Origin of the sequence: Fibrella rubiginis, from assembly GCF_017353185.1 — a bacterium.
GTDB lineage: Bacteria > Bacteroidota > Bacteroidia > Cytophagales > Spirosomataceae > Fibrella > Fibrella rubiginis.
On sequence record NZ_JAFMYV010000013.1, the window covers coordinates 74,133 to 100,251 of the forward strand.

At 54.1% G+C, this 26,119-nt stretch carries 21 protein-coding genes; 13 read left to right on the top strand and 8 right to left on the bottom strand.

Features of this window, described 5'->3' with window-relative positions; all coding sequences use genetic code 11:
* The 10 genes from traM to J2I47_RS22115 all read left to right on the top strand — a co-directional run bounded on the left by traM (position 1) and on the right by J2I47_RS22115 (position 13,682).
* On the top strand, positions 1-1,524 hold the full coding sequence (gene traM, locus J2I47_RS22075; protein WP_207366787.1) for a conjugative transposon protein TraM: 1,524 nt from the start codon (positions 1-3) through the stop codon (positions 1,522-1,524).
* Between the two features lie 20 nt (positions 1,525-1,544).
* Positions 1,545-2,720, top strand: coding sequence for a conjugative transposon protein TraN (traN, locus tag J2I47_RS22080; protein WP_207366788.1), 1,176 nt, complete (start codon positions 1,545-1,547; stop codon positions 2,718-2,720).
* Positions 2,721-2,723: 3 nt separating this feature from the next.
* Entirely contained in the window at positions 2,724-3,287 is a 564-nt protein-coding gene (locus J2I47_RS22085) for a conjugal transfer protein TraO (protein WP_207366789.1), read from the top strand.
* A gap of 86 nt (positions 3,288-3,373) precedes the next feature.
* Positions 3,374-3,694 carry a DUF6660 family protein gene (locus tag J2I47_RS26895; RefSeq protein ID WP_310587713.1) on the top strand — a complete coding sequence of 107 codons (321 nt, stop codon included), beginning with the start codon at positions 3,374-3,376 and terminating at the stop codon, positions 3,692-3,694.
* A gap of 109 nt (positions 3,695-3,803) precedes the next feature.
* A complete protein-coding gene (locus tag J2I47_RS22090; protein WP_207366790.1) occupies positions 3,804-8,210 on the top strand; it encodes a CusA/CzcA family heavy metal efflux RND transporter in 4,407 nt (1,468 codons plus the stop codon).
* Between the two features lie 24 nt (positions 8,211-8,234).
* Positions 8,235-9,488, top strand: a complete 1,254-nt coding sequence (locus tag J2I47_RS22095; protein WP_207366791.1) for an efflux RND transporter periplasmic adaptor subunit — start codon at positions 8,235-8,237, stop codon at positions 9,486-9,488.
* A 30-nt stretch (positions 9,489-9,518) separates the two neighbouring features.
* Positions 9,519-10,316: a ZIP family metal transporter gene (locus J2I47_RS22100; RefSeq protein ID WP_207366792.1), complete on the top strand. Its 798-nt coding sequence runs from the start codon at positions 9,519-9,521 to the stop codon at positions 10,314-10,316.
* Positions 10,317-10,340: 24 nt separating this feature from the next.
* Complete coding sequence (locus tag J2I47_RS22105; RefSeq protein ID WP_207366793.1) at positions 10,341-10,994, top strand: DUF1345 domain-containing protein; 654 nt, start codon at positions 10,341-10,343, stop codon at positions 10,992-10,994.
* A gap of 19 nt (positions 10,995-11,013) precedes the next feature.
* Complete coding sequence (locus J2I47_RS22110) at positions 11,014-11,655, top strand: hypothetical protein (RefSeq protein WP_207366794.1); 642 nt, start codon at positions 11,014-11,016, stop codon at positions 11,653-11,655.
* Between the two features lie 8 nt (positions 11,656-11,663).
* Complete coding sequence (locus tag J2I47_RS22115; protein WP_207366795.1) at positions 11,664-13,682, top strand: heavy metal translocating P-type ATPase; 2,019 nt, start codon at positions 11,664-11,666, stop codon at positions 13,680-13,682.
* Positions 13,683-13,770: 88 nt separating this feature from the next.
* Here J2I47_RS22115 and J2I47_RS22120 read toward each other — a convergent pair whose 3' ends face one another.
* Genes J2I47_RS22120 through J2I47_RS22135 form a run of 4 tightly spaced genes read right to left on the bottom strand, consistent with a single transcriptional unit; the run spans position 13,771 to position 19,937 of the window.
* Positions 13,771-14,508 (bottom strand): COG4705 family protein, encoded by a 738-nt coding sequence (locus J2I47_RS22120; RefSeq protein ID WP_207366796.1) that lies wholly within the window; start codon positions 14,506-14,508, stop codon positions 13,771-13,773.
* Positions 14,505-17,669 carry an efflux RND transporter permease subunit gene (locus J2I47_RS22125; protein WP_207366797.1) on the bottom strand — a complete coding sequence of 1,055 codons (3,165 nt, stop codon included), beginning with the start codon at positions 17,667-17,669 and terminating at the stop codon, positions 14,505-14,507. The genes J2I47_RS22120 and J2I47_RS22125 overlap by 4 nt, the downstream gene beginning before the upstream one ends.
* Positions 17,666-18,628 (bottom strand): efflux RND transporter periplasmic adaptor subunit, encoded by a 963-nt coding sequence (locus J2I47_RS22130; protein WP_207366798.1) that lies wholly within the window; start codon positions 18,626-18,628, stop codon positions 17,666-17,668. Before J2I47_RS22130 ends, J2I47_RS22125 begins: the two co-directional genes overlap by 4 nt.
* Positions 18,603-19,937, bottom strand: coding sequence for a TolC family protein (locus J2I47_RS22135; RefSeq protein WP_207366799.1), 1,335 nt, complete (start codon positions 19,935-19,937; stop codon positions 18,603-18,605). Before J2I47_RS22135 ends, J2I47_RS22130 begins: the two co-directional genes overlap by 26 nt.
* A gap of 432 nt (positions 19,938-20,369) precedes the next feature.
* Between J2I47_RS22135 and J2I47_RS22140 the strand changes: the two genes are divergently transcribed.
* The 3 genes from J2I47_RS22140 (at position 20,370) to J2I47_RS22150 (ending at position 22,315) form a co-directional block, all read left to right on the top strand.
* The gene (locus tag J2I47_RS22140; RefSeq protein ID WP_207366800.1) at positions 20,370-20,657 is read left to right on the top strand and encodes a hypothetical protein; all 288 of its coding nucleotides are present in this window, start codon (positions 20,370-20,372) and stop codon (positions 20,655-20,657) included.
* Between the two features lie 111 nt (positions 20,658-20,768).
* A complete protein-coding gene (locus J2I47_RS22145) occupies positions 20,769-21,887 on the top strand; it encodes a glycosyltransferase family protein (RefSeq protein WP_207366801.1) in 1,119 nt (372 codons plus the stop codon).
* A gap of 38 nt (positions 21,888-21,925) precedes the next feature.
* Complete coding sequence (locus tag J2I47_RS22150) at positions 21,926-22,315, top strand: DMT family transporter (protein WP_207366802.1); 390 nt, start codon at positions 21,926-21,928, stop codon at positions 22,313-22,315.
* A gap of 46 nt (positions 22,316-22,361) precedes the next feature.
* Here J2I47_RS22150 and J2I47_RS22155 read toward each other — a convergent pair whose 3' ends face one another.
* The 4 genes from J2I47_RS22155 to J2I47_RS22170 form a co-directional block, all read right to left on the bottom strand.
* A complete protein-coding gene (locus tag J2I47_RS22155) occupies positions 22,362-23,390 on the bottom strand; it encodes a sulfite exporter TauE/SafE family protein (protein ID WP_207366803.1) in 1,029 nt (342 codons plus the stop codon).
* 30 nt (positions 23,391-23,420) lie between these two features.
* Positions 23,421-24,167 carry a phosphatase PAP2 family protein gene (locus J2I47_RS22160; protein WP_207366804.1) on the bottom strand — a complete coding sequence of 249 codons (747 nt, stop codon included), beginning with the start codon at positions 24,165-24,167 and terminating at the stop codon, positions 23,421-23,423.
* The gene (locus J2I47_RS22165) at positions 24,167-25,198 is read right to left on the bottom strand and encodes a tetratricopeptide repeat protein (protein WP_207366805.1); all 1,032 of its coding nucleotides are present in this window, start codon (positions 25,196-25,198) and stop codon (positions 24,167-24,169) included. Before J2I47_RS22165 ends, J2I47_RS22160 begins: the two co-directional genes overlap by 1 nt.
* A gap of 137 nt (positions 25,199-25,335) precedes the next feature.
* Positions 25,336-26,073, bottom strand: a complete 738-nt coding sequence (locus tag J2I47_RS22170) for a phosphatase PAP2 family protein (protein ID WP_207366806.1) — start codon at positions 26,071-26,073, stop codon at positions 25,336-25,338.
* Between the last annotated feature and the right edge of the window lie 46 nt (positions 26,074-26,119).

Below are 26,119 nucleotides of genomic sequence, written 5' to 3' on the forward strand. Positions count from 1 at the left end.
ATGGAGTACAATCAACCCGAACAAGACCCTTTATTTGATACAACGTCGGACCAAACACCTGCGCCGGGCAACGAAACCCTGCAAAAAGGCAAGCTGGGCCGCAAACAGATTTTCCTGCTGTTGGGTGGCTTTGTGTTTCTCCTGGGGGTTGCCATCTTCGGTTTTCTGGGCGGGTTCATCCAATCCGATTCGCCTACTGAATCGAGTATTCCCAACGATGCCGGAGCCTCGTCGCTGGCTCCGCCCGAAGCCCGCCCGCATGGCCTTGACTACCGCGAAAAGTACGATAAGTACGGCTTTGACGGAGCTTCGCTTAGTCCCACTACATCGGGGGCGATGGACCGGCAGGCCGCAGCAGGTACTCAACTGCTCACGGGGAAAGACCCTTCGGCCTTGCGCGGATCAAATGAGTCCCTGAGCGAGTCGGACTTACAGGTAATGAGTCGGAAAAACGGCCCAACTACCGCGCCCTATCAAACGGCCACTGAGCGTAAAACACTGCGACAGCGGCAATTAAACCGACAATTTGGTCATCAGCAAGCCGAGCGGGAGGCTATTTACCGAACCATGCACCGTTCGCCTAAAGGAAAAGAACAGGTAGCCGAAGAACGGATTGCCCGGCGCGAACGCGATCTTGATCGGCAGACTGCCGACGCGCTGCTTAAGCAAATGGAAACGGCTAATCAGCGGTTTGCCGGTACGTCGGCAGGCGGTCAGGGAGCCGCATCAGGTACGTCGCTCAACATGAATGAGTACCAGCAGTTGAAGCAACTGCATAACGGCGAGTTGCCCCCCTCCTACCGAGCCTACTTCAAACGGGAAATTGAAGCCGAAAATGGGGCAAAAACAGGCGAACGTGATGCTTCTGTTGCCAACCCCCTAAGCGACGAAGCTGACTTACCAGCGCGAAAGGCAATAAATTTAAGTAACGTTGGCTTTTACGGACTGAGTAGCCAAACCCGTACAGATCCCGTTCCTAAAGCTGGCTCTGGTCAATCCATTCCGGCAGTCATCCACGGTGACGGTGAGGCCATAACAGTACAACAGGGCAGTTCTGTCAAGATCCGGCTCCTCAACGAAACGCCCCTGCGGATGGCTGGCAAGTGGGTAACACTACCCGCTCATACGCTCTTGACGGGTACGTGTTCCATTGGGCAGGACCGGCTCAATATCACCGTTACGAGTCTACGAATAGGGTCGGAGATTTATCCGATTGGCCTCAACGTCTTCGATTTAGACGGTCGAGCCGGGTTGTCGGTACCTAACCTGTCTCAAAAGAATCAACTCGCACAGGGCGCGGCCCGTTCGGCGGGTCAGGCGGTATCGTCACCGTATTATTTCGTGCCACAGGGGTCATTCGGGCAGCAGGTGGGTAGCCAGATGGCCATGCAGGTCACGAACACGGCCTTCCAGGGTATCCGCTCACTGCTACAGACTAAACTGAACGCGGTTAAAGTGACCGTCAAGCCCAACTACCGGGTTTTCCTCCGCCCCGAAGGAGCCAATTCAATGGCAACTGAATAACAAGTTTTCTTTCAACTTACATGACACGCTTTATCCTACTCTATTTTCTTGCCTTTAGCGCGTGGACGGCCCACGCCCAGTCCGTGAAAGCCACGAAGGCGACGCGGGCATTCTCATCTTTGGGTAAACCGGTACGTACTAAAACGCCCCTGTATGCGGCTATTCAGCCGTTGGCCGTGAAGGGAATTTCCTCGTCCGTTCCCAGCATCCCTTCGGCAGTGACTACGCCAATGGTGGTTCAGACATCGTCAAAACAACGCGATGAGAAAACGCTTAATCCAGCCAATCCAACCGTCAACGTTGCGAATCCGGCACTGGTGGGGTCCATCCGTACTAAACCGTACCTACTCCCCATTGATCGGGCTGCGGTCAAAGGGTCGTATCCGTTGGGCATTTCGGATCGAAAGACAACCCACATCATCTTTCCGGCCCGAATTCAGGAGTTTGATGCTGGTACGGATTACGTATTAGCTCAGATCCCCGAAACAGTAAGGAACGTACTACGCATCAAAGCCAATCCGAAGGCAACCGCTTTTTGCCGGGCCGATTCAGGCCGCGAAACAAACATGACGGTGATGACGGAGGATGGTGGTTTTTATTCGTTTCTGGTTCGCTATCAGGACGAGCCGGAGGTGCTGAACATCAACATGGCCAACAACCTGTCGGCGGACGAATATACCAGCCGGACGCTGGGCATCAATCGGGCCACCACCATTACTCTGACCGCTTCGGCAACAGCGACCAACGGAACTCCACCGGTGAGCGACTTACTCTACCAGTGTCAGCGTATCGCGGATCGCAAGGCATTCATTCGCAACATTGGTGCCTCGACCATGCGAATCAGCAACCTACTGACGGGCATCTATGTAGCTGACAAGGTGATGTATATGCAGTTCACCATTCGCAACGACAGTCAGATTGACTACGAGGTCGATTTCGTTAAGTTTTACGTCCGTGACAAGGACGTACTCAAGCGTATGGCTGCGCAGGAGGTCGAGCTAAAACCTCACGCCCACTATCCCGAATCGTTTACGCTGCTTCGCGCCAAAGCGGAACGTACCGTCGTGTACGCACTGCCGCTAACAACGATTACCGAAGACAAAATCATCGACGTGGAGCTGTACGAGAAAAACGGCGGGCGGCACATGCGCTATCAGATTGAAGCGGACGTAGTACTGTTAGCCAAACCCCTGTAAATCATGCGCCGTATTTTGTTTTTTCTATTAGTGAGTTTTCCATCGCTATTGCCCGCGCTCGCTCAGGTACATTTAAAAGGGCAACGGTTTGTCGAGGTACAAGCGGGCCTGACGGATGATTTCCACCTGACCAAAAACCAACTGGGCATCAACGCCCTAATCAGTACGGGTCGGTACAACCGACAGTACAACGCCTGGAAACTGACCGTAAGCTACGTACACAAACAAGACGCCCTTGCTGATACGGGCGGTAACCAAACGCTACGTCAATTCAGCGTTGGTTGGGGTTATGAGTTTAACCTGTGGCGAAATGCAACACGCACCCGATTTATCCGGGGGGTAGTGCAGCCGGCAGTTTTCTACGAGACGGTCAGCAATCCGCAGAAGACCCTTTCTGATACACTTCAATCGACTACAGGCACGTCCCGATTCCTGTTGGGGGGCGACGTTGGCTTAGAGTTGGAGTGGTCGCCAATCGTATTCAGCGTTCGGCAACGCTGGCAACCCAAGTCAACCGTTCAGCCGTTTCATACCCTGTTCTCGGTTGGGTGGCGGTTTCATCAATGACAAGCTGGTCTATTCACCAGTACACAAACCTGCTTTTGACTACCTGTTGCATAAAGGTTTGCCGTACCTTTGCGTTCGTGAAGTGGATGACGATCATTTTAGCCCTCTACGTACTTGGCCTTTCTGTGTGGCCCTGTGCGGATGCAGCCCTGCCGGCAAATCGGCAAGAGCAGGGAGCTGTCCTGATCGCAGCATCAGCCCCTGTGCATGACAACCATGATGCCTGCACACCCTTCTGCACCTGTGCCTGTTGTACGGCTACGATTAGTATCACTCCGCACTTTAGTTACAGCGTAATGCCAATGGTTGAGCTTGTACCGATAGCGACAGCCATTTTCCAGTATGTCCCCCTCCACTGGGCATCTCCGCTCTCTGCCATCTGGCAACCCCCTCAACTTCGGGCCTGAACACCCTCGCCGGTCGCGTTGGCTGCTAGTGCTACGTCCTCTCGGACGGTAGTAAGGCTGTCTATACGCGTCCGGCATTTTCTCATTGTCCATTTGTTCAGACCCGATCATGCTGGATCGTATCATTCATTTTTCAATTCAGAACAAGCTCATCATTGGTCTCTTTACGCTGGCCCTGGTGATCTGGGGCAGCTACTCACTGAGTCGGCTACCCATCGATGCTCTGCCCGACATCACTAACAATCAGGTGCAGGTCATTACCCAAAGCCCGGCCCTGTCGGCCCCCGACGTGGAACGGCTTATTAGCTTTCCCATCGAGCAGACGATGGCCACTCTGCCGGACTTAGTCGAGGTACGTTCCATATCCCGCTTTGGCCTGTCAGTCGTCACCATCGTCCTTCAGGATAACGTTGACATCTATTTGGCCCGTCAGCAGGTTTTCGAACGGCTTCAACAGGCTCGATCTCAAATTCCTGCTGATGCGGGCAATCCCGAACTTGCCCCGGTCACGACGGGTCTTGGCGAAATATATCAATACGTTTTAAGGGCCAAACCCGGCTACGAAAAACGCTACCCGGCGATGGAGCTGCGCTCGATTCAGGACTGGATTGTTCGGCGGCAACTGCTGGGCACCAAGGGCGTGGCCGATGTGAACAGCTTCGGCGGTTTTCTCAAGCAGTATGAAGTAGCCGTCGATCCTCAACGGCTACGGGCCTCTGGGGTAACGATGGACGATCTGTTCACGGCACTTCAAAAGAACAATCGGAATACCGGCGGAGCCTACATCGACCGTCGGCCCAATGCCTATTTTATTCGCTCGGAAGGGCTGATTAGTACCATGGCGGACATTGGCAAAATCATGGTGCGTCGGAACCCCAACGGCACACCCGTACTAGTACGTGATGTTGCTCAGGTGGGGCTGGGGTCGGCGGTTCGCTACGGGGCGATGACCCGCAACGGCGAGGGCGAAGTGGTTGGGGCCATTGTATTGATGCTCAAAGGTGCCAATTCCTCCCAGGTAATCGGTAACGTCAAGCAGCGCATCGAGCAAATCAAGAAGTCGCTGCCCGAAGGCGTAGAAATTCACGCTTTCCTTGACCGCACCAAACTTGTTAACCGCGCCATTGGCACGGTGCAAAAGAACCTCATCGAGGGGGCACTTATCGTCATTTTCGTACTGGTGCTGCTATTGGGTAACTGGCGGGCGGGCTTGGTGGTGGCCTCGGTGATTCCGCTGGCCATGCTTTTTGCCGTATCGCTGATGAATCTGTTCGGCGTGTCGGGCAACCTGATGAGCCTGGGGGCCATCGACTTCGGGTTGATCGTCGACGGGGCGGTCATTATCGTGGAAGCAACCCTGCACCACATAGCCCTGAAGAACTACCGACATAGTCTTTCCCAGGCCCAAATGGACGAGGAGGTGTACGAGTCGGCCAGTCGCATCCGTTCGTCGGCGGCTTTCGGCGAAATCATCATCCTGATCGTGTATCTGCCCATTCTGGCCTTAGAAGGTGTGGAAGGCAAGATGTTTCGACCGATGGCCCAAACGGTCGCGTTTGCCATTCTGGGGGCGTTCATCCTCTCGCTGACCTACGTACCGATGGCCTCGGCCCTGCTGCTGAGCAAGAAACCGGTCAAGGAGGGAACGCGTACCATCTCCGACCGCATCATGGGGGTTTTCCACCGACTTTATGACCCGGCTATCCGCTGGACACTGGGCCATAGAGGGCTGGTGGTTGGTTTATCCGTTGGCCTGTTTGCCGTCGCGCTGTTCATCTTCAGTCGATTGGGCGGAGAGTTCATCCCGCAGTTGGACGAGGGAGATTTTGCCGTCGAAACCCGGCTGATGACCGGGGCCTCATTAGGTCAGACTATTGATGCTTCGCTTCAGGCAGGAAACATACTGAAAGAAAACTTCCCTGAAGTGGTTGAGGTCATTGGCAAGGTCGGCGCAGGAGAAATTCCAACTGACCCTATGCCAATAGAAGCCATTGACGTCATGGTGATCCTCAAAGACCGAAGTGAGTGGACCTCAGCTAGCAGCCGAGAGGAACTGGCGGAGAAGATGCAGGAGAAGTTGAACCAGATTCCGGGGGTAAGTTTTGGTTTTCTGCAACCGATCCAGATGCGCTTCAGCGAGTTGATATCCGGCGTGAAGCAGGACATTGCCATCAAGCTCTATGGCGAAGACCTCAATGTCTTAGCCGATTACGCGGCCCGCATTGGTCGAGTAGTTAGTGCGGTGCCTGGAGCCGAAGACCTCTACGTGGAGCAGGTGTCTGGACTATCCCAGATCGTTGTCAACTACGACCGCGATGCACTGGCCCGATTTGGTCTTTCCATCGAGGATGCCAACCGATATCTACAGGCCGCGTTTGCTGGCTCGTCGGCGGGGTTAGTGTATGAGGGCGAACGGCGGTATGATTTGGTGGTGCGCCTACAGCAGCAGAGCCGTCAACGGCTCGAAGACGTACAGAATCTGTTGGTGACGACGGTAGACGGTCAAGCTGTCCCGTTGGGTCAACTTGCGTATGTCTCGTTTCAGAATAGCGTCAACCAGATTCAACGCGAAGATGCCAAACGGCGCATCATCGTGGCCTTCAATGTCAGGGGCCGCGACGTGGAGAGCGTCGTCAACGAACTGCAACGCAAGCTGGATGCTCAGATTAAGCTGCCAGTCGGGTATTACGTTACTTACGGGGGGCAGTTTCAGAATCTTCAGGAAGCTAAAGACCGGCTCAGTATCGCCGTGCCGGTGGCGTTGGGGCTGATTTTCCTCCTGCTCTTCTTCACGTTCGGTTCGGTGCGGCAAAGCCTGCTCATCTTCTCCGCCATTCCGCTATCGGCTATCGGGGGCGTGATCGCGCTCTGGCTCCGCGATATGCCGTTTAGTATCTCGGCGGGGGTAGGCTTTATCGCCCTCTTTGGGGTGGCGGTGTTGAACGGCATCGTACTGATTGGTGAGTTTAACCACCTCAAGGCTGAGTCGGAGTTGGACCTGCGTGACCGAATTTTGCAGGGCACGGCCACCCGGCTACGCCCCGTGATGATGACCGCCCTGGTGGCCTCACTCGGCTTTTTGCCGATGGCTTTGGCAACCACCGCCGGTGCGGAGGTGCAACGTCCTTTAGCAACTGTCGTGATCGGCGGGTTGGTATCAGCTACGCTCCTAACCTTGCTGGTATTGCCGTGTCTGTACTGGTGGGAGCAAACTGGTTTCGGGAAACGCAAAGTTGGCAGGACACCCGCTATGGCGAGTAAACTAGTTAGTTTACTGTTGATCGGAACGCTGATTGTGGTGGAAATAAATACGGCGAAAGCGCAGATACCCCAATTAGCTACAAGCCCTCTAACGCTCGACGCGGCTTTACAACAGGCTATCGCCAACAACGGTACAAGTCGCATCAGTACGCTGGGCGTTGCGCAGCAGCAAACCGGTCGCCGGGCGGCCCGCGAAATCGGGGCTACCAGTTTCGGATGGACCGGTGGGCAGTACAACAGCATCAACTTCGACAACAACTTTACCGTTACTCAAACCCTGCCGAATCCAAAACTGGTGCGCCAACTAGGCCGACTCGCCGATGCGAACGTCACGGGCGCGGAAGCACAGGGGCGGCTCACGCAGAACGGCTTACGAGCGCAGGTGAAAGCGGCCTACTTCGATTTATTGTACCTGGCCGAACGACGGCGGTTGCTGTGGGCGCAGGACAGCCTGCTGGTAGCATTTCGGTCGGCTACGGAGCTGCGGCAACGTACCGGTGAAGGCACGGCGGTGGAAGTTGCCACGGCGACCAACCAGCTGGGCGAGATTCGTAATGCACTGGCGCAAACCGAAGCCGACCGACAAATTGCCCTGAGTCGGCTACAAACGTTGCTCAACACCGACGGCCCCGTCAGTTTATCCGACTCAACGCTCACGCGCCGGACGTTACCCGCCCTGACCGACTCGGCTACGCTGGCTCAAACGCCCGAACTGACTTTGTTGCGGCAGCAGATCGACATAGCGGCCCGCCAAACCGATGTCGAGCAGGCCCGGCTGCTTCCCTCCTTCTCAGTGGGTTATTTCAATCAGTCGCTCATCGGTACGTACCTGGTTGGTCAGCAGGAGGTGTACTATGGAGGAGGTCGGCGATTCCAAGGGTTGACGGCGGGCGTAGCTATTCCAATCTTCCGAAAACCGCAGCAGGCTCGCGTGGAAGCCGCCCGGCTGGGGCAGCAGGTCGGCGAAGCCACACTGGCTCTGACCCAACGCAATTTGCAGGGTGAGCTAAGGGCCACCATCCAGGAAATTTGGAAGCTGCAAAGTTCGCTCACGTACTATGAACAAACGGGATTGCCAACCGCCCGGCTGCTGGCCGACAAAGCCGGTGTGGCCTTTCGGGCGGGTGAAATTGGCTACCTCCAGTATTCGCAGGCCATCACGCAGGCTTATCAAACGCGCGCCAGTTACGTCGACGTACTGGGGGCGTACAATCAAACTGTCATTCGCTTAGAACAACTGCTGGGCTTACCCTAAGACAACCGCTTCGGCGTTCCAATCATGAAACGAATTTTGTATAGTATCAGCCTGTTGTGGCTGCTTACCGGGTGCGGTGATACCGCCCAAAAAGAAAGTGAGACAACGGCGGAGGCAAAATCGGCGGCTGAAAAAGCCCATGAAGAAGCCCCAACAGACATCGTGGAACTGACCGATGATCAGATCCGCATCGGGGCTATCAGCACAGGCCAGATCGAGTACCGCAACCTGGGTCAGCTTCTACAAGTCAATGGCCGATTGGCCGCTCCCGCCCAGAGCCAGGTAGCCATTACCGCCCTGCAAGGAGGTTTTGTGCGGAGCCTACCGCTATTACCCGGTCAACCGGTTCGCAAAGGGCAGGTGCTGGCTCGCATCGAGAACCCAGACCTAGTGCAGTTTCAGCAGGACTACGCTGAAAACCATAGCCGCCTGACGTACCTGGATGCCGAGTACGCCCGCCAAAAAGAACTGAGTGAGCAAAACGTGAGTGCGCTGAAAGTGTTTCAGCAAACAGCCTCGGAGCGCAATCAGGTACGTTCCCGCCTGGGTGGCCTGGCGCAGCGGTTGCGGCTGGTAGGGTTATCGCCCCAAGCCGCGTTGGATGGTAAATTTAGTGCTACCTACGTCGTCATAGCACCGGTATCGGGCATCGTGACCGACGTACCTGCCACAGTAGGCCAGTATGTGCAGCCCGCCGATATCATGGCCCGGCTTACCAGTAGTCAGGGTCTGTACGCTGAATTAACGGTATTTGAAAAAGACTTGCCCCAGCTACGGGAGGGCCAGCGGGTTAGCCTCCGGCTCAACAACGAAGGTGGTCGGGAGCGGAGTGGGCGCATCACTTACATCAACCGAACCATCGAAGCCGACCGGTCAGTCCGGGTCGTGGCCCGGCTCGATCAGCCGGATACTCGTTTGGCTCCTAATACCTTTTTGAAAGCTACCTTGGATCTAGGCGACAGCCGGGTAACGGCCCTGCCCGAAGGGGCCATTGTATCGGCAGAAGGCAAGGATTACATTTTCATTGCCACCGACAAACGGGCATCCGAACGCCACGACGGTTCGGCGACTCAGCACAAGGAAGGTCAAATGGAGCAGCACGGTACAACATTTAAGCAAATTCCGGTGCGCCGGGGCGTGACAGAAGGCGGCTATTCGCAGGTGACACTACCCGGCACGCTCGATTTGAGCAAGGTAAAGGTGGTGGTGAAAGGCGCGTTTGCTGTCCTCTCGCAACTCCAGGCCGCCGGTGGCGAAGAGGAAGGTCACGGCCATTAAGTGCTTTTATTTAATCAATATGAATTAGACATGACCCCCTTATTCCAGCAAATCATCACCTATGCGCTGCTACCGACCGTTGCCCTGACCGGTGGGGGGGTGGTTGCTCTGTTCATTCGCTTTAGCGCGCAGGTACGTTCGGCTATCCTGCACTTTGCGGCAGGTGTCGTTTTTTCAGTGGTGGCGGTCGAAATCCTGCCCGATGTGGTGCGGTTGCATGACCCTCTACTGACGGCCGTTGGCTTTGGCGCAGGTATTGGTCTCATGCTACTGATTCGGCGATTGGCCCAATCGCCGAAAGAAGCCCCAACTAAGTTGGAAGCGGCAACGGGGCATACAAATTCAACAGATAAGCAGTCAGGCGAAGCCACGCCGGATATGGTATCGCCGGGTGCTTTCTCAATAGCGTTTCTGCTGGCAATTGGCATAGATATCCTCATTGACGGACTACTGCTCGGTATTGGCTTCGCAGCCGGGGCCAAAGAAGGTATTTTGTTGGCATTTGCACTGGCGGTCGAGGTGCTTTCGCTGGGACTAGCCACGGCTACTTCCTTATCCGGGGACGGCGTACCACGTTCCCGAATCGTTTGGCTGTTGTTGGGTTTGTCACTTTTATTCTTCATTAGCACGGTAGTTGGAGCGACGTTACTTTACAACCTGCCTGAAACGGGCTTAGATGTGGTGCTGTCGTTCGGGCTAGCTGCCCTCTTGTTTTTAGTCACGGAAGAACTGCTGGTTGAGGCCCATGAAACGGACGAAAAACCGTGGATGACCGCTACGTTTTTCGCTGGATTTCTTTTGTTTCTAATTCTGGGCATGGTAGCCTAATCCCAGTTTCTAACGCGACATCTAATGAGCCACAAAAAAGCTTATAAACCCAGATTAACCGCCTTATCCCGGTCGCTGATTGCCCTTGCCGTTGGTGGTTCAGTGTGGCTACTGACAGCAGGTCGGTTGGGTTGGCAAACACGATTGCTGTTGGGATGGGTAGCCTACGCGGTGACCGTGCTGGTATTGATCTGGCTGATTATTATGCGGGCTGATGCCAAAGAGACGGCTCAGCGGGAAGACGAAAGCCGACCGGCTATTTTTCTTTTCACGGTTGGTGGGGCTTTGGTAAGCCTGGTGGCCGTAATCATTCTATTGGGCACAGTCAAGGGCTTGTCGTCCTCCGAAGCCACGCGACACGTAATCCTGTCGGGAATAACCGTGGTTAGTTCGTGGGTATTGACGCACAGCATCTTTACGCTGCACTATGCCCGTTTATACTATGATCCTGACAAGACGGAACGAGTTGGTGGTCTGGACTTTCCGGGAGATGAACCACCCGATTACCTTGATTTTGCCTACTACTCGTTTGTGATCGGCATGACGTTTCAGGTATCGGACGTAGCCATTACGGCCAAACCAATTCGGCGGCTGACCCTGTTGCATAGCGTTCTGTCTTTTGCCTTCAACACGCTCATTATCGCGTTGACAATCAATACGCTGTCCGGTCTGTTATGACGTACAACCCAACTAAACGATGGATGCGATCTTTATCGGAAGCCTGACACTAAGCCTGTTGCACGCCCTAATACCCAGCCATTGGCTGCCCTTCGTAACTATCGGGCAAACCGAGCGGTGGAGTCTGCGGCAGACGCTCACCGTCACGGCTATTGCGGGACTGGCTCATACCGTCAGTACCACCCTGCTGGGCGTACTGGTGAGTCTGGCGGGGTGGCAACTGGCCGAGAATTATCACGACCTGTCGGAGCGGGCTATTCCACTGCTTCTGTTGGCGTTAGGTATCTGGTATTTGATGCAACACCTGCGGCACCGGCATGTTCACGATCACATTGATGCTGGGTCGGTCCGTAAGCACCGTTCCTTCTCAGCCCTGCTGTTGTCGCTGGTACTGGCGATGTTTCTGTCACCCTGTCTGGAGATCGAAACCTACTTCCTCAGCGCAGGTGCGAAGGGCTGGGCAGCGGTGTGGCTGGTGGCCCTCATCTATAACACCATCACGCTATCGGGAATGCTCCTGATGGTCATGCTCGGACGACGGGGTTTGCAGCAAGTCAACGCGCACTGGCCTGGCGCGGCCCGGTTCGAGCACAACGAGAACCTGATTACCGGCCTGACCCTAGTCGGGCTGGCACTAGTCAATTTTTTCATCGAATTCTGACCAATAACATGGCACAAAATCATAACGATCCGGCGTTTCGGCGCGACCACGATGCCGATGGGCATGACCACGATCACGACCACGACGATGTGGAGCTGATCGAGGAGGGCACTACCCCGGCTGCGGATGCTGCTCCGGCAAAAAAAGGCCCAGAACAAACCTGGCGCACCTATGCCCCGGCTATTAGTAGTTTGGTGTTGCTGCTGAGCGGTATCGCCCTGGATAAGTACGCTACCGGTTGGTTCAAAGACCCTGTACGGCTTATCTGGTACATTGTAGCGTATCTGCCCGTTGGCTGGCCGGTGCTACGTAGGGCGTGGAGCAGCAGTATCCGGGGTGATGTCTTCACCGAATTTTTCCTGATGAGCGTAGCCACCCTCGGCGCGTTTGCCATTCGCGAATACCCAGAAGGGGTAGCCGTAATGCTGTTTTACACCATCGGCGAGTTGTTTCAGGATGCCGCCGTGCTGCGGGCGCGTCGGTCGATCAAGGCCCTGCTCGACGTGCGGCCCGATGAAGTGACGGTGCTCAAAGAGGGGAAAGCGCAGGTAGTGAAGGCTGCGACCGTAGCGGTGGGGGATGTCGTACAGATCAAGCCGGGCGAGAAGGTCGGGCTGGACGGAACCATGCGTTCCAGTGCCGGTACGTTCGATACGGCAGCCCTAACGGGTGAAAGCGTTCCGCGCACTATCGAAAAAGGAGAAGCCGTTTTGGCCGGCATGATTAACCGCCAATCGCTGATCGAGATGGACGTAACGACTCCTTATCAAGACTCCAAGCTGTCCCGTATTCTAAAGTTAGTGCAGCAGGCAACGGGTCGCAAAGCCCAGACGCAGGAATTCATTGCCCGCTTCGCTAAAGTTTACACGCCCATTATCTGTTTACTAGCGGTATTAATCACCGTCGTACCCTATTTCTTCGTGGCCGATTACCGCTTTGCCGACTGGCTCTACCGGGGTTTGGTGTTTTTGGTCATTGGTTGCCCCTGTGCATTGGTTATCTCTATACCGCTCGGCTACTTCGGCGGTATCGGAGCCGGGTCGCGGCAAGGTATACTATTCAAAGGCTCGGTATTTTTAGACCTGATGACCCAGCTTAAAACGGTCGTTATGGATAAAACGGGTACGTTGACCAAAGGAGTGTTCAAGGTACAGGAAGTGAAGGCAGTGGGCATAGAGTCAGTCCAATTGGCTCGGCTGACGGCGGCTTTGGAAAGTAAATCGACCCACCCGGTAGCCACCGCAATTTTAGACTATGTAGAAACTGGATACGATGCGGTGTCAGTTGATGAGGTTGAAGAAATAGCCGGTCATGGGCTGAAAGGCCGGGTTGACGGTAAAGAGATGTTGGCCGGTAACGCCAAGCTGCTTCGGAAGTTCAACGTAGCGTTCGACGAGGCCCTAACCAAGATTCCCTACACCATCGTGATGACGGCCATCGATGGCCAATTTGCGGGCTACTTCACCATTGCCGACGAAGCCAAGCCCGATGCCATAAAGGCAGTAGCTCGCCTGAAAGCCGAAGGCATCCGCACCGTGATGCTGTCGGGTGATAAAAGCGCAGTAGTCGAAGCGGTCGCTAAACAAGTGGGGGTAGACGAATGGCACGGCGATCTGTTGCCCGAAGATAAAGTAACGCAGGTCGAGCGGCTCAAAGCCGAATTGGCCGGTAATACAAAGGCAAAGCTGGCGTTCGTGGGTGACGGCGTGAACGACGCACCGGTGGTGGCCTTGGCCGACGTAGGCATGGCGATGGGGGGCTTAGGCTCCGATGCGACCATCGAAACCGCCGATGTAATTATTCAAAACGACGAGCCGTCCAAGATTGCCACCGCTATTGAGATTGGCCGGGCCACACGGCGAATTGTGTGGCAAAACATTACCCTCTCGCTGGTAGTAAAAGGCATCGTACTGGTATTGGGGGCTGGTGGCCTGGCCACGATGTGGGAAGCAGTCTTCGCCGATGTGGGTGTGGCAATGCTGGCTATTTTGAACGCCGTGCGGGTGCAAAATCTCAAGTTCAATTGATAAACGTGTCGCGTTCCATCGTCACTACTAAGAAAGGCTGATGACGATGGAACGCGGCAGGATACAGATGCCTCCGCGTTTTGCTTACTCAACTCAGCCGGTGTTCTTTTCGCTGAAACGATGTGAATGCGACAAGAACAATCAACAAACCAAACAGAATCAGCGATGATCCTTGGGTACCAAAACCAAGACCCCCTTTGTCAGTCGATTTAGTGAGCAGGTCACCAAAGGTGGCCCCAAACGGACGAGTCAGCACGAAGGCAATCCAGAACAGTACAACTGAAGAAATTCGGCTGAAATAGTGCGCCAGAATAACCAAACCGATTAACGAGCCAATCAGCAGCGCACCACCGCCGAAGCCCAATCCCGAATCATCAGCCAGGTAATCACCCAAGGCTGTTCCCAGCGTATTGGAAACGAGAATAGCGGTCCAGTAAAAACTTTCGGGTCGGGCTGTTTTGATGTCTGTCACCGACAAACTTTTCTCCGACCGATACCACACCGCCAGAACAACTCCCAGCAGTACCACCAAAATGGCCGAGCCGGTTGCATAGCCAAGCCCAAGCGTTCGGTCCATATAGTCCGACATCGTTGTCCCGGCGGTGCTAGTCGCTAAAATAACCGACCAGTAAAGGGCAGGTACGTAGCGTTTGGCGCGGAGTTGTAGCAGTAGAACAACCACAAAAAAACCAATCAGTATTAGCGAACTAAGGCCGTAGCCTACGTTCAGCGTCTGCGCCAATAGGTCACCTGCCGTTTCACCCAGCGTAGTGGCGCAGATTTTCATGACCCAGAACAGCAGGGTGATTTCAGGTACTTTTTTCATGATGGATGGATTACGCGCCTATGGAACAAAGCCCGAAGCGCAGTGGGAAGAACTAACAGCAGCAGGGGTAATCCGGCAACGAAGCCGCCAATTACCGCGACTGCCAGCGGCTGTTGCATTTGCGCCCCCAGCCCAAAACCCAGTGCCAGGGGCATCAGGGCAAGAATGGCCCCGATGGCCGTCATTAGTTTGGGGCGTAGCCGCAGGGCAATGGCATAGTTGACCGACTCGTCCACATCACCGGTTCGGGCCAGCGTGTGTTCAAACTGATTGACCGTGAAAATGGCGTTCTCAGCGATGATACCCACAATCATGATGATACCCGTATAGCTGCTCACGTTCAGCGGGATGCCGGTTAGGTACAGTGCAGTAATACAACCGGTGATGCCCAGCAGCGAGAGCAGTAACTCCAGCACCGATAGCCACCAGTCTTTGAATAGGAACATCAGCACGGCCAATACCAATAACGAGGCCAGTGTCAGAATGAGCAGTAATTCACCAAACGACTGTTGTTGCTGCGCGTACGCTCCGCCGTAGCCAACCGTGTAGCCCTGGGGTAGAGGCAACTTTTGAGCAAACTGCGTTTGTATATCGCGGATTGTGCTGCCTAAGTCCCGCCCGTTCAGCCGGGCAGTCAGCACCACGGAGGATTTAAGATCTTCACGTCGTTGCTCAATCTCTCCGCCCAGCACCGTTACCCGGCAGAAGAAGGATAGCGGTCGGGTGGTGCCGTCAGGTAGGAAGATCAGTACGTTCCTTAGCTTATCTAAATCGTTTTGGTCAAAGTTGGCAAAGCGCAACACCATCCGGCGCATCTGCTCGCCATCCTGAAACGAGCCGACTTGAATCCCCGCCGTGAGGGCCGCCTGCGCGGGCGAGGGTACGGGCTGTGCCGCGTTGGGGCCGAGGGATACGCCCCCCGTGTAGGCCGTAAGTTGAGTCTGAAAGTCGATCAAGCCAATCTTGTACTGACTCAACTTAGCCTGATCCGGCTCGAAAACCAGCGACGGCCCCGCTTCAACCAACCCGTCGTTTACGTCGACCACCCCCGGTATCGTCTCCAGAATGCCCGATGCCTGTTTGGAAAGCGTTTGTAACAGGATGTAATTATCACCGAACAGCTTGATCTCGATTGGCTGGGGGGTACTCATGAGATCACCTAACAGATCGGCGATACGCTGACCGAACGAAATACTCAGCACCGGTTGAGCGGCATTGATACGTGTCCGCAGATCGTCAATGACTTCGACGGTCGTTTTGGTTCGGTTTGTTTTTAGCTGAATCGAATAGTCGCCGAAATTGGGCGGCACCCCCCGGAACCCCATGCTGATGCCCGTTCGTCGGGAATAGGTCGCCACGTTGGAATCGGCCACAATAATCTTTTCCGCTTGGCGCAGAATCCGATCCGTTTCCTGGATAGACGTACCCGGTGGCGTGAAGTAATCCAGCACGATAGTCCCCTCGTCGAGGTCGGGCAGAAAGCCAGTTTCTAAACGACCGTATGAGAACCATGCTCCAAAACCCAGCAGCCCCACTAAAAGTAATGACACAACCGGCTTGGTGAAGAGCTGCGTTAACCAGTGCAGCCGACGTACCTGAGCGAATTCATCGACAGCATGAGCGTTCTTGGAAGCTTTGAAACCAATTAATAGGTGCAGTACCGGCAGTAACAGCCACGTTACTAAAAAAGAACAGACCATCGTGATCTGCATGGTATCGGATAGCTCCCGAAAGAAGCTACCAGCCAGCCCGCTCATCAGTCGAAATGGAAAGTGAATGACGATGGTAGAAAGCGAGGAGCCAACCATCGCCGGAAACAGGTTATGAATGGCCTCCTGCACCACGGCAAACCGGTTTTTCTCCGGTTCCTCTTCATGGACGCGGTAGATCTGTTCGATGATAACGATGGCATCGTCGATGATCAGCCCGATAGAAGCAGCAATTGCCCCCAACGACATAATATTAATGCTAATGCCCACCACGTAAAGCACTAAAATCGTAAAGGCCAGCGTAACGGGAATCGTCAGCAACACCACCGTGGAAGCCCGCCACGACCGTAGAAAGACGATTATGACCAAGATAGCCAGCAGCAACCCTTCGTAAATGGTCTTGATGACACTGTGAACGCTATCGCCCACGAACGCCGACTGGTCATAGTAGGGTTTGAGCCGCATACCACGGGGCAGGATCTTACGAACCTCAACCGCTTTGGCCTCAGCGTTTTTAGCAAAGTCAATCAGGTTCACGCCCGGCTGTTTGACCAAATCGATTTGCACCGCTTGGTGACCATTGGCGTTGATCACTAAAAATTCCTGTTGCTGTTCCTGCACCTCAACACGGGCAACTTCGCCGAGCGTTACCATCCGGGTACCGTCGTTTTTGACAATCAACGCATTCAGTGCGTCCACGTCGAGCACTCGTGTGTCGGTCAGCGTCAGATAAAGCCGTCGGTAGTTGGCTACGTAGCCGTTGGACAGTACGTTGTTGTTGGCATTGATAGAGGCTATCAGAGCCGAGATGGGCAAGTTCACCGAAGCCAGTTTCACCGCATCGGGTATGACCACAATCTCTTTGGCCTTTCCACCCCGCACCACGACGTTAGCGATACCAGGCACCTGCGAAAACAGAGGACGTACCAGCAAGTTGGCACGATCTCGCAACGCAACTAATCCGTGCTGGTCGCTTTCCAACGTATAGCCATAGACCGGAAACAGCGACTGGTTCATGGCCTCAATGGAGAGGTTCACGCCCGGCGGCAGGAAGTTGCGAATCTCATTGATCCGGCTCTCGACCTGCGTCTTCTGGGTGTAAATATCCTGCCCCCACTTGAAAAACACGTCGATGGTGCAGCTACCCCGGCTAGTGCTGGACTTAACAATCGTTACGCCATTGACTTTCTTAACCGCGCTCTCCAGCGGCTTGGTGACGGTAATCATCATCCGGTCGATGGGCTGCTGGCCGTTGTCGACAATGATAGATACACGCGGGAACAACACTTCGGGAAACAGATTAGTCTGCATCCGGGTATAGGCGTAAATACCGGCGATCAGCAGCAACACACCCGTGAACAGAATGGGGCGACTAAACACCTCAAAATAAGAACGACGAACCGGTTCATCCATCGGCGTAGTCGTATCGGTAGCTGGTGTCTGGTTGTTCATCGCTTTGCCGGAGTTACCAGTACACGGGCTGTGTCGGGCAGGCCGTAATTGCCTTCGGTGACGATGCGGTCACCAATTCCGAAGAGGGGGGAACGTACCTCAACCGCCGTGGTCGTTCGTTCACCAAGCTGGACGGGTACTTTGATCGCCGTGCTATCATTCAGCAGCCGCATAACCCAGAAGTGTTGGAGCATCTCGTCGCTGAGTATGGCAGCTTTGGGCAGCAACTGGGCCTGAGCGTTGGCCTGGCTGGTCACGTCAACCTGTACGGTTAGGTTTTCGGGGAGTGGAATGGGGCGAGTAATGCGCGCTAATACACTCTGAGTTTGAGCCAGCGCGTTGACCGTCGTTAAGGGGGTGGTGAACGTAGCAGTCAGGGCGCGGCCATCGGGCAAACGTACCCGGCAGGTTCGACCGGGCCGGGCCAGAGCCTCATATTCGTAAGGCACGTTGACCTGCACGGCCAAGGCACTATTTTCTGCGATGGTGCAAAGCTGGGTGCCCTCCAGCACGTAGTCGCCCGTTTGCTGCTTATCGAACGTACTGATCACGCCCCCCGACGAGGCCCGCACCGTGACTAAGCCAATAATGGCTGTATCGCCCGAAATAGCCAATTTTCCTAGGGCGCGTCGCTCCTTAGTTTCTAATTGGTAGAGCGGCTGGCCGGCACGTACCTGTGCGCCCAGGCTAACGTACACTTTTGTGACGAAGGCGGCCACGGGTGCCGTAATGGCATTTCGGCGCAGATACAGCGTCGTCCCGAACAGCGTCAGGCTATTGCTGATGCCGCCCCGACCAACGGCCTGCACGGTAACGGGCGTTCGGGCGGTGCGGGTTTGCTGCTGGGACGCATCGGTAGCCTGCGGCTTGTTGCAGGCAAACAAGCCCATCAGCAGCAGCACGCCTGTAGATAGCTGAAGACTAAGCCGTTCACTACCAGTTATAATAATTGTACGCATTGACAAGCAGTTGACGATTCGATTGAATCAGTAAGGCATCGCGCCGAACGGCGACCATGTTTTTCAGAACGGTGATGTAATTGATAATGGAAAGCTGACCCTGTAGCAGTTCGCGCCGGTAAGAAGCCAGCACGGCTTCGTAGCCCGCTATCTGCTGCCGGAACACGGCGAGTCGTTCGTCAAGTCCTCTCAACTCACCCCGTATCCGCTCCCGACGCACCGCATTCTGCGTGTCGATGAACCGGCGGTAGTTGCCCAGGCTCTGTTGTAGGATACTGGTGCGTTGCGCGTTGATACGCTTCTGGTGCCCGTCGAAGAGTGTCCAGACCAGGGAAACGCCCGCACTAAACCCAAAGCGACGGGGGATGTCGGGGATGTAGGACGTATTTAGCCCGGCGTTACCGAACGCAATCCATTGAGGTCGGTAACGCAAATCGAAAATGGTTTGCTGGGCAGTTAGGGCTACGCTATCCAAAGCGTATCGTTGCGTGAATCCAGAGGGTACTGAGCCGATGTCGGGAGCTATGACCAAGTACAGTGGAGCCAAATTGACTAACGTGGTATCGGCGATGCCGCTTAACGCATTCAACTCGAGTACATCCCGTCGGTAGGCCGTTTGGTAGCCAACGCGCAGATTCTGCTGGGTTTGGGCTTCGATGTCAACCAGCGTTAGGTCCGATTGCTTGAGCAGCGAAGACTCGACAAACTTCTGGACAATCTGCCGCTGTTCGCGTAGCACCCGCAACAGGCTATCGGTATACTGCACCTGCAAGCGGTCCTGCAAACACAGAATGTACTGATCGGTAACAATCTTTTCAACGTCGTGCTGACCCAGCCGGATCACCGTCTGACCAACCTGAGAAGCCAGCACAAACGGCGCGGCAAATGCTTTTGCCCGAAATAAATTAGAAATGGGTTGCGTGGCTGAAACCAGTCCCTGATACAAGCCACCGTTGGACACCGCCAAATCGTACCCGAAGTAGTTGGTTGCTCCCGACGAATTAAGTTCTGGATGAAAGCCGCCTTTATCGGTTGAGAAGATCGGAGAGAACTGTGCGTTGCCCGTCACCTGCACCAGCGGTTTTGTGTAGAATGCCTGAAGACGCTGAGCCTCCAGCGCATTAGCCTGCAGCTGGTTTTGGTTATCACGAACAAGTGGACTGGTTTGACGGGCATTTTCCAGATAATAGTCTAATGTCCGTTGGGGCTGGCCGGATTGAGCCAATACGCCGACTGCCGAAACCAGATACAGTCCAGTCAACAACAGCACTACCCTCAGCTTGCTGTCCTCTGGTTGTTTCGTTTGCATACGCTGTCCATCAGTGATTCTCTTGATGCCCTGATAAAAAAGCACCACGCCCAAATCCAATTCGGTTTGGGTAATGCAAACGTCGTGGTCAATCTTGAAGTAAATCTGTACCTGGTACTGATGCTGTTTATGAAGCGTTAGCGCAAACGAATCAGCTTCTGATAGACCGATTGATCCTTACTGCACGGAATCTATTGCTTCAGATTTGCCTCAGAATCTCCCTGTACGTTTGATGTAATTTTCAGCCGCACTCGCTTCGCTTTTGGAAAAATTCGATTCGATCAGGCAACGGCGGATATCAAAATCTCCGTATGGCTTTTTGTATACCTCTGATCCGTCAGCACGAATACACAGTCAGCAAAACCGCCCAGCCGGGGGCAGAAGTAGAGCGGTTAATTGAATTAACAGTCAACGTTTTAAAACAAAATCGTTATGAAAAACACAATGCTGGCAGCAATCATGGTTGCTGCTCTTTTCGCCGGAAATGCCCAGGCCCAGAGTGGCAAAGCACACAAAAAAGAGGCTGTCACTGAAGCCAAAGCCACCGTAGCCAGTGATAAGGCTACGCTGAAGGAGTTAAAGTCGGATCGCAAGGATGACAAACTGCGTGGAGACCGACAGGCGTTGAAAGCAGATCGGAAACGCACGTTCAAGGCCGACAAAAAGCTGCTGAAAGACGAGGTTAAAAAAGACGCGGCTGTCGTCAAAAAGAAGCTGTAGTTATCTATTCCCGAACGGGCCGGCATAGAAACCGGCCCGTTTTTCATTCACCTACATGCATCGGCAATTCACACCTGTTGGTAGCCCAATACCAGACAAGATTCGTATTCTATGCGCCTTTTATTCATCGTGCAGGGCGAAGGTCGAGGTCATTTGACACAGGCTATTTCGCTGGCGCAATTGCTTCAGGAAGCTGGTCATGAGGTTATAGGTGCCTGGGTCAACGTGGCAACAGGACGGCCCGTGCCACCCTTTTTCGTCGAGCAGTTCACCGCCCCGATCATCTCCCTGCCCGGACCGGCACTTGTTTATGATCCGCAAACCAACGCCCTCGATCTGAAAACGACCATACGGGGTATTATTCGACAACTGCCAACGTTCCGTCAAAGTGTTCGTCAACTCAGAATGGCTATCCTGACCGAGAAGCCGGATATTGTCGTCAACTTTTTTGAACTACTTGGTGGCCTCACTTATGGGCTGTACCGGCCCTCCACGCCAATGGTCTGCGTAGGGCATCAATGCCTGGCGTTTCACGATTCGTTCACGTTTCCAAAAGGCAGTTGGTTCGACAAACTGTTATTCAAAGCATTGGTCCGTCTGAACAGTTGGGGCGCAACCGAGCTTTTCGGCCTGTCGTTCGACCAGCAAACCGACGTACCCAGACGTCGGTTGCGTGTAATGCCTCTCCTGCTGCGACGAGAGCTTACCGCCTGCCGTATCCAAGATGACAGAACGGACTGCTGCCCCTACGTACTGGCTTACACCACGCAACCCGGCTTGGTGAGCGAGGTGCTGGAAGCACACCGACAATGCCCGGAGATGGTTGTCCATTACTTCAACGCCACGACGCAGGAAACCCAAGAGCAGGTGGACAACCACCTCTTTTTTCACCGCATCGACGGCATTCGCTACCTGAAGTACATGCAGCACTGCGAAGCAGTAGTAACTACAGCCGGATTTGAATCCGTTTGTGAAGCCCTTTACTTAGGCAAGCCCGTGCTGATGATGCCGCAACCTAATCACTACGAACAGGCTTGCAACGCACTCGACGGGCAGCGGGTAGGCGCGGGGTTGGCGGCAAATCGCTTTGACCTGCGTCGACTGCTGACGTACCTGCCCACGCATGACCACTCGGTGAGCAATCGGTTTAAGAACTGGTATGCCAGTGGCGAATGGCGTTTCGTGATTGCCCTACAACGTCTTATTCCGCCGACCAACTCGGCCACCTGAGCCAACAGGTGCTAGAACCGACACAACTCAACTGATCTATGAAAACATCCCTCCTGTCGTGGTTATGTCTGCTCGGTGCTGCTTTTTGTGAGATGGCCTGGACGTACTCGCTGAAATACATTGATCTGCCTGCTCTTAAAACACTCCGGTGGGCAACCCTGTACCGCTCCGACGGCGGCATGGCAGTGCTATGGCCCTGGATTGCCTACGTCGTGTTTGGTGTCGTTAACTCGGTATTGCTGGCTATTGCCATGCGAACCATCCCAACGGCGACGGCTTTTGCCGTATGGATGGCTACGTCGCTCATCATCCTCAAAGCAACGGATGTGCTGTGGCTAAAGGCAGACTGGTCATTTACCGAATTGTTTTTCGGGTTGGTTATCATCGTTGGTATTGTTGGCCTGAAATGGGCCGGGTCAACTCAATGAGCTAACCCCTATGAACAATACCTGATCTAGAAACCTACCTAACTCACTAAAAATCAAACTTTTCTAATTTTCCCCCACGAAAGACATAAGCCTCATAACTGTGTCGATCAATGCCATATACTTCTTCGAGGAACACTTTATCTATCCCTCGACTAAGTGCATTCACGTGAGCCTGCTTATCGGGCGGCAGTTCGGAGAGTTTAATGCTACGCTCAAACTCGAATCCCTCATCGTATTCAAACTCCAGAGCGAATAATTGTTTACGCCATTGAAGTTGAGTTTCAAGACCATCAGAGAAAGGCGCGTAATCAATGTCAACACCGTTCTTGTTGACAACCTGCGCCGATGCTTCGGTAAACAAACTGAGTCCCGACACGACCATAGCGGCATAGCCGACCCGACGGAAGAGACTCTCACTCAGCCGGGGGAGCAGCCACTTCATGCCCCAGGAAGACACAAAAGCGGCTACGGCAATCACGGCACCAAACGTCAACGCTTTGCCCGTCAACAGGCCAAACGAAGCGTACAACGCTAATTTTACTATGTGCAGTAAGACTTCGTTCGCGGCCCGTGTGGCGACAATCTCTTCCTTCTGTAACCCGTAGCGCAGGTAAAACCGATTGAATAATAGACCAACGGCTCCCGTTAACCCGGAAACGAAACCCGCAGCAGTCCCGATGATTGCCAGGTACCCTTTGGGAAGCGGATGCGTAGTCTCCAGTTCGGCGGTTGAGCGAAATATCAAGGGTAGGTTAGCCATCAGGAACAAACCCATCAGCAGTTCGAGGTACAAGGGATTGATATAGCTAAGTAGCCGGGCACCCAACCACACGGCGGGTAGGGCCGGTGGCACAAACCAGATCACGACATCCCACCGGATACGCGGCCAAAAAGCGACAATCCGGGAGGCCGAGCTGGAAACTGTGCCGATTGACAGGGCAGCCGGTACCTGTGCACCCGGTACGATAGAGCCTAAAACGGGTAATAGTAAAAGACCGGCCCCTCCGCCACAAACAGCACTAAGCGAGAAGGCCAACAGGGCGCAGCCAAATAATAATAGACCGGATATAACCATGCATGTTTGTTTAAAGGGGTCCTTTATCGGTCAGGCTGGATGAGTGGACCGTTGCCATTCGGTTAACACGATGCCGACAATCAGCCAGCAAACGCCCAGTAAGTAACCGCCCATCACGTCACTCAAAAAATGAACCCCTAAGTATATCCGACTAAACCCGACCATTAGAATTAAACTAACGGCTGTTACTCCTGTTCCAGTCTTCCATCTAACGGATCGTTGCCCACGAATCAGCCAGTACGCCAGCAAACCATACAAGATCATTGCCGTTGCGGAATGACCACTGGGGAATGAATAACCCGTCTCAGGGTAGTAAGCCACCTGTAAGGGGCGTTCCCGTACGAAAGTACGTTTACCGACCTGCACAAAAGTGGCTACCCCACCGATTAGTGCCCAGAGAATAAAAACATTCCGTCGTTTGTGCTGACGGAGTAACAGAATCGATCCTAACACAGCAAACCCAATCGTTGCCGGTAAAGAACCGAGCCAGGTGACTCCGTAAAAAAAAGTACTCAAATTCGTGGCACGGGCCTGGAAAAGCGTTTTAGTAAACCATAAATCTATCTGAACCATTGGCTCGGTATTAACAATATTCTCGGCCACTTCGGATAAGATCATCACGTTGACCAATAGCAAACCAGCCAGGACTGTAAGGGGTAAACCACTAAACTGATCAGTCGTCAGTCGGGCAGCCAGCCAGCGGACAGCAGCAGGATACCGACTGGCTAACCGGCCAAACCGGTCGTGCAACCGTTGGATAATTTGATAGGTCGTCATCACTGTTTCAAATACTGCTTTGCTTCGCTACTCAGAATTGGGTATTCAGCCAAGTCAAGGACTTTTTTATAAAATACCCGTGCCTGCTTGGGTTGATTCGTCTGAGCCGCTACCCGCGCCCGCACGGCGTAGGCCCATGCCTGATAAGCCTCATCTTTAGGTGGTCTCTGTAATACAGTCTGAGCCAGTGCATCCGCTTCTTTTAGGGAACCCTGCGCCAGTTTGAGCCGTGCAGTCAACAACTGGCCTAACTGCTGGTAAAAGGCGAATCGACTGGTCAACAAGCTATCGATTAGGGGAGCCGCTTGCGCCAACCGCCCGGCATGAAGTAGTACCTCGGCGTAACGACCGGCAAAAAAGAGATTATCCGGGTACTGTTTAACTAACTGCGCCAGGTAAGGCAAGGCTTCGGGGGCGCGGTTTTCATAATCAGCCAGAATGTGGGTCAGATAGAGCGTGGCTTCTACCTGTGAAAACAATGATTGGCGCGATGCTACGCCCAATTGGGCCAATCCGTTCTTCTTGTCACCAGATTGCATGAACCAAACCATAGGCTTATAGACGGGATGTAGCTCCGGATATTCTTCGCGGTAATAATCATATAGTCCCGACGACAAGCTGAAGTCAGGGTACTGCTGCCGGTAAGCCCGTCCTTTCTGAAGATAGCTATACGCTTTTTTAGCGTATCCTACTGATTTGAGCGTTTGGTGATCAAAATACGCCATACGCGTTAACATGGCCTCCGTAGTGAAATAAGTGAATATCAATTCAGGGTCGTTAGGATGCCTGTCGAGTTGCGTTTGCGTTTCGTCAGCCGTTTTTTCGAGCAGGTTCACCAACTGCCCCCGTAACCGGTCGTCGGTGCGGGCGGGGAACCATTGCCAGTGCAGCCGAACGGCCCGAAGCAAATCCACGGCGGGATGATGGGCCGTTTGCCGATCCAACTGATTGATTAGCCCGTCTGCCTTACCCGTATTGTTATTATAAATTGCCTGTAGAGTTTGCCGAACCAGCGTTTGTTGGTCCGCCATAGTACCGGTACTTACTGAGCGTATAAACTACCCGTCCATAGCAAACATCCCCCTAAAATGGCAAGTCGACATTTATCAATTACCGCAAATAGCGTCATAACGTTGGTAGAAAAAAACCGGTGCTAACCGGTCAGCACTTAATTGGTCAAGGCATGTCTATTTCGACGCCGGGTCAGTTTTCGTTTGACCCAGGGATACACGTGGTAGGCAGCTTCGGCAGATAATAAGCCAATACCGGCTCCAACCAGTACATCCGAAATCCAATGTTTATCATTCACCATGCGGAGGTACCCCGTCGAACCGGCCATTGCGTACCCGGCTATCGGAATGAGCACGTTGGTCTGTCCAAACTCATGGTCGAGTATGCCCGCCCCGGCAAACGCAAACGACGTATGGCCCGAAGGGAACGACTGGTTGTTGGAGCCGTCGGGCCGAACGTAGCCGGTGGTGCGTTTTAGCCCGAATGTTACAGCCCCCGCAATGGCATTAGCCGTTAACCACAAACCCGCCCGGTCGAACGGGGTAGAGCGGCCTTTGACACCCGCAGCCGTCAGCCCGGCCAGTAACGCGCTGGGACCATACGCCAGATAATCGTCGAGGTGGGTACGATAGCCATTAATATGGTCCTGAATTTCGCCCCGTACCCGAAACCGATTGAACGGGTGGTTATCCGAAAGCGTATACAGGCCCGTGCCGATGAAAACCGAGGGAACAACTAAGCGGGTAACGGACAGCCGGGGCGGGTGATCCGGCAACCTGTTTGGCAGTGAATCGGACTGAGCTGAACTCTGGAGTGTCCAGCCGGTGAAAACGAGTAACCACAGTAATAGTGGGTACCAGCGTTGCCCTGACTTATCCCTTAGCGAAAAATTCATAGCGTTGAACAGATAGAAAAGCAGGCAAGGATAGGCCGTGATTCTG

What these genes read in the sequence shown, in the direction of transcription:
- J2I47_RS22115 (WP_207366795.1), top strand. Translation starts at nt 11,664, where the DNA reads ATGGCACAAAATCATAACGATCCGGCGTTTCGGCGCGACCACGATGCC.
- J2I47_RS22085 (WP_207366789.1), top strand. Translation starts at nt 2,724, where the DNA reads ATGCGCCGTATTTTGTTTTTTCTATTAGTGAGTTTTCCATCGCTATTG.
- J2I47_RS22125 (WP_207366797.1), bottom strand. Translation starts at nt 17,669, where the DNA reads ATGAACAACCAGACACCAGCTACCGATACGACTACGCCGATGGATGAA.
- J2I47_RS22145 (WP_207366801.1), top strand. Translation starts at nt 20,769, where the DNA reads ATGCGCCTTTTATTCATCGTGCAGGGCGAAGGTCGAGGTCATTTGACA.
- traN (WP_207366788.1), top strand. Translation starts at nt 1,545, where the DNA reads ATGACACGCTTTATCCTACTCTATTTTCTTGCCTTTAGCGCGTGGACG.
- J2I47_RS22150 (WP_207366802.1), top strand. Translation starts at nt 21,926, where the DNA reads ATGAAAACATCCCTCCTGTCGTGGTTATGTCTGCTCGGTGCTGCTTTT.
- J2I47_RS22090 (WP_207366790.1), top strand. Translation starts at nt 3,804, where the DNA reads ATGCTGGATCGTATCATTCATTTTTCAATTCAGAACAAGCTCATCATT.
- J2I47_RS22130 (WP_207366798.1), bottom strand. Translation starts at nt 18,628, where the DNA reads ATGCGTACAATTATTATAACTGGTAGTGAACGGCTTAGTCTTCAGCTA.
- J2I47_RS22100 (WP_207366792.1), top strand. Translation starts at nt 9,519, where the DNA reads ATGACCCCCTTATTCCAGCAAATCATCACCTATGCGCTGCTACCGACC.
- J2I47_RS22095 (WP_207366791.1), top strand. Translation starts at nt 8,235, where the DNA reads ATGAAACGAATTTTGTATAGTATCAGCCTGTTGTGGCTGCTTACCGGG.
- traM (WP_207366787.1), top strand. Translation starts at nt 1, where the DNA reads ATGGAGTACAATCAACCCGAACAAGACCCTTTATTTGATACAACGTCG.
- J2I47_RS26895 (WP_310587713.1), top strand. Translation starts at nt 3,374, where the DNA reads ATGACGATCATTTTAGCCCTCTACGTACTTGGCCTTTCTGTGTGGCCC.
- J2I47_RS22120 (WP_207366796.1), bottom strand. Translation starts at nt 14,508, where the DNA reads ATGAAAAAAGTACCTGAAATCACCCTGCTGTTCTGGGTCATGAAAATC.
- J2I47_RS22110 (WP_207366794.1), top strand. Translation starts at nt 11,014, where the DNA reads ATGGATGCGATCTTTATCGGAAGCCTGACACTAAGCCTGTTGCACGCC.
- J2I47_RS22160 (WP_207366804.1), bottom strand. Translation starts at nt 24,167, where the DNA reads ATGACGACCTATCAAATTATCCAACGGTTGCACGACCGGTTTGGCCGG.
- J2I47_RS22155 (WP_207366803.1), bottom strand. Translation starts at nt 23,390, where the DNA reads ATGGTTATATCCGGTCTATTATTATTTGGCTGCGCCCTGTTGGCCTTC.
- J2I47_RS22135 (WP_207366799.1), bottom strand. Translation starts at nt 19,937, where the DNA reads ATGCAAACGAAACAACCAGAGGACAGCAAGCTGAGGGTAGTGCTGTTG.
- J2I47_RS22170 (WP_207366806.1), bottom strand. Translation starts at nt 26,073, where the DNA reads ATGAATTTTTCGCTAAGGGATAAGTCAGGGCAACGCTGGTACCCACTA.
- J2I47_RS22140 (WP_207366800.1), top strand. Translation starts at nt 20,370, where the DNA reads ATGAAAAACACAATGCTGGCAGCAATCATGGTTGCTGCTCTTTTCGCC.
- J2I47_RS22105 (WP_207366793.1), top strand. Translation starts at nt 10,341, where the DNA reads ATGAGCCACAAAAAAGCTTATAAACCCAGATTAACCGCCTTATCCCGG.
- J2I47_RS22165 (WP_207366805.1), bottom strand. Translation starts at nt 25,198, where the DNA reads ATGGCGGACCAACAAACGCTGGTTCGGCAAACTCTACAGGCAATTTAT.